Source organism: Kitasatospora sp. NPDC059571, assembly GCF_042735675.1.
Lineage (GTDB): Bacteria > Actinomycetota > Actinomycetes > Streptomycetales > Streptomycetaceae > Kitasatospora.
Window position 1 is genome coordinate 1 of sequence record NZ_JBHWBW010000692.1, and the last position, 2,851, is coordinate 2,851.

General features: G+C 73.8%; 3 protein-coding genes and 1 pseudogene. 2 read left to right on the top strand and 2 right to left on the bottom strand.

From position 1 onward, the window contains the following. Nucleotides 1-252 (top strand): annotated as a pseudogene (locus tag ACFV0G_RS37895) (TetR/AcrR family transcriptional regulator); the annotation flags it as partial. Between the two features lie 35 nt (nucleotides 253-287). Here the strand turns inward: ACFV0G_RS37895 and ACFV0G_RS37900 are convergent. After that, the gene (locus tag ACFV0G_RS37900; RefSeq protein WP_380557947.1) at nucleotides 288-731 is read right to left on the bottom strand and encodes a hypothetical protein; all 444 of its coding nucleotides are present in this window, start codon (nucleotides 729-731) and stop codon (nucleotides 288-290) included. Nucleotides 732-940: 209 nt separating this feature from the next. After that, the gene (locus tag ACFV0G_RS37905) at nucleotides 941-1,897 is read right to left on the bottom strand and encodes a hypothetical protein (protein ID WP_380557950.1); all 957 of its coding nucleotides are present in this window, start codon (nucleotides 1,895-1,897) and stop codon (nucleotides 941-943) included. A gap of 253 nt (nucleotides 1,898-2,150) precedes the next feature. Between ACFV0G_RS37905 and ACFV0G_RS37910 the strand changes: the two genes are divergently transcribed. Continuing rightward, nucleotides 2,151-2,851 (top strand): homocysteine S-methyltransferase family protein (locus tag ACFV0G_RS37910; protein ID WP_380557953.1); only part of this gene is annotated, 701 nt, incomplete at its 3' end.

Consider the following 2,851-nt stretch of genomic DNA (forward strand, 5'->3'; position numbering starts at 1 on the left):
GCCCGGCTCACGCCGGGCGGCGGCGGCCCGCTCGGCGAGCTGATGCACCGCCAGCTGCGCGAGCGCAGCGTGGCGGAGCGCCGGCGGGCCGGGGCGCCGCATGCGGCCACCGTGGCCTCGGCGGTCGCCGCCGCCTTCACCGGCCTGCTGGCCGACTGGCTGCACGGCCTGATCGACACCGACCCGGCCGCCCTGGCGGCCCGGGTCTGGCGGCTGCTGATCGCCCTGCACACGGCGCCGCTGGACGGCTGACCGCCGCCCGGGCGGCGGTCAGTGCGGGATGCCGGTCAGCACCCGCCGGAGATGCGCTTGGTGCCGACGTACAGGGCGCCGTGCGAGTTGATGTCGACGGTCGAGCCCCCTCCGCCCGCCGTGTTCGACGCCCACGGGGCGAAGCCGCCCGGGGTGTACAGCACGAAGTTGCCGTCCCCCTGGTAGGTCGCGTGGTTCGCGCCGGACCCGTAGGTGTTGGTCGCCCAGCACACGCTGCGGCTCTGGTCGCCCTGGGTCGGGTCGCCGTCCCAGCGGTACTCGACGAGGTTGCCGTCCGCCTGCATGATCAGCTGGTACCACGTGGAGGTGCCGGTGGTGCCGACGATCGAGTCCCCGACGTTGAGCGTGTTGCCGCGGTACAAGGCGGTCGTGGTGTCCGCCGAGGCCGTTCCGGCGGCGCCGACGACGGCGGCCGCCGCTGCGGCGCCCGCGACGAGCAGCCCGGTCGTCCTGCGCATGGAAATCATGGTCCCCACCCCTGTTCGGTTCGGCCGCCACGCGTGTCGGTGGCGCCTCGCCCAACCTATCCGTCAGTGCACGCACTTGATGTGACGGATCGTCAGATGTGAGGAGCCCGACACTTTCGGTGAGGGGGGTTGGGACGGGTCGTGTCCGAATCCTTGCGGTGCGCGGAGCTTTCGGCGATTCGTCCCGAGGGCCGGCCGGGTCAGGTGCACCAGCCGCTGCGGTACGCCGACCAGTCGGCGTCCGTGGCGGTGAAGTCCACGTACAGGGCCAGCCCGAAGGCCCGGCGGCCGCCGGGGCCCAGGCCCAGCCGTGCGCCGCGGACGGCGGCGGCCACCGTCTCCGCGGAGCCGTGGTGCGTGGGGGTGTCCTCCCAGTAGGCGGGCAGGCCCATCAGCAGGTCGACGTCGTCCGGCACGGCCTGCAGGGCCAGTGCGGTCTGGTGGGCGACGTAGCCGCCGTACAGCGACTCCACCGGCATCGAGGTGTCGTACGACATCAGGGCGACCTGCTCGACCCGGTCCGCGACCCGGCCGAAGTACTCCTGGGACCACCACTTGCCGTGGCCGGAGAGGGCGAGGCCGGCCCGGCCGATCCCCGGCAGCGGGTCGATCTGCGGGGCGGCGACCGAGAGCGGCACCCCGGCGGCGCCGGTCACCTCGTGGACCCGGTCCAGCAGGGTGAGGAAGCCGGCCGAGCCGGAGTGCACCGGTTCGAGGTCGAGGTGCACCCCGTCGAAGCCCTGCGCCAGGGTCTGCCGGGCGGAGCCGGCGACCCGGTCGCGGGTGTCGGCCCGGTCGAGGTCGAGCCCGGTCTTCTCCGGCTCCACGACGTCGCCGAGCCAGGCCTGCACCCGCAGCCCGGGCAGCCGCCGGTGCACCTCGGCCACGAACCGCTCCGCCCCGGGGGAGAGGTCGGCGCGCAGCGAGCCGTCGTGCTCCAGCGGTCCGGTGTGCACATAGAGGTTGCGGATGCCGGTGCCGTCCAGCCTGGCGGCGAGCGCGGTCAGGTCGGAATCACCCTTTCGGCCGTCCACCCAGGCATGGCCGAGCCAGAGGGCGTCCCTGCCCCTGGTCCGGGCGTCCGGGGCCGGGTCGCCGGCGTACGCGAGGCGCAGTGCGGCCGCCGCCCCCGCCACCGGCAGGACGGCCAGGGCCATGGCGATTCCTGCCGCCCACACCGCCCGGCGGCGGTGCGGCCACCCCCGCCAGCGGGCCCGCAGGCCGGCCGCCCTCGCCCGGACCAACCGCAGCACGTGATCCCCTCCCGTCCCGTCCGTTCAGGTGGTGAGGACGCCCAGGATGCGGAATGGGTTCCGTGCGCCGAGGGGTGTCCGGATACCCTGGCCAGGTGCCTCCCCTGTCCGGATGGGGACGCATAGCCGACAGCCGTCGCACCCAGGGAGCAGCCCCATGGCCACAGTCGTCCCCTCGTCTGCCTCGCAGGACCGCGCGAACGAACTGCGGGAGGCCCTCGCCTCCCGCGTCGTCGTGGCGGACGGTGCGATGGGCACGATGCTGCAGGCGCAGGATCCGTCGCTGGAGGACTTCCAGCAGCTGGAGGGCTGCAACGAGGTCCTCAACGTGACCCGGCCCGACATCGTGCGGTCCGTGCACGAGGCGTACTTCGCGGTCGGCGTGGACTGCGTGGAGACGAACACCTTCGGCGCGAACCACGCCGCGCTGGGCGAGTACGACATCCCGGAGCGCGTCTTCGAGCTGTCCGAGGCCGGTGCGCGGATCGCCCGCGAGGTCGCCGACGAGTACACCGCCCGCGACGGCAGGACCCGCTGGGTGCTGGGCTCGATCGGCCCGGGTACCAAGCTCCCCACGCTCGGCCACACCACCTTCGAGGTGATCCGCGAGGGGTTCCGCCTGAACGCGGCCGGCCTGATCGCCGGCGGCGCGGACGCGCTGCTGATCGAGACCAGCCAGGACCTGCTGCAGACCAAGGCGTCCGTCCTCGGCGTGAAGCAGGCGCTGACCGAGGCGGCCCTGGACCTGCCGGTCCTCGCCCAGGTCACCGTCGAGACGACGGGCACGATGCTGCTGGGCTCGGAGATCGGTGCGGCGCTGACGGCGCTGGAGCCGCTGGGTATCGACTTCATCGGCAT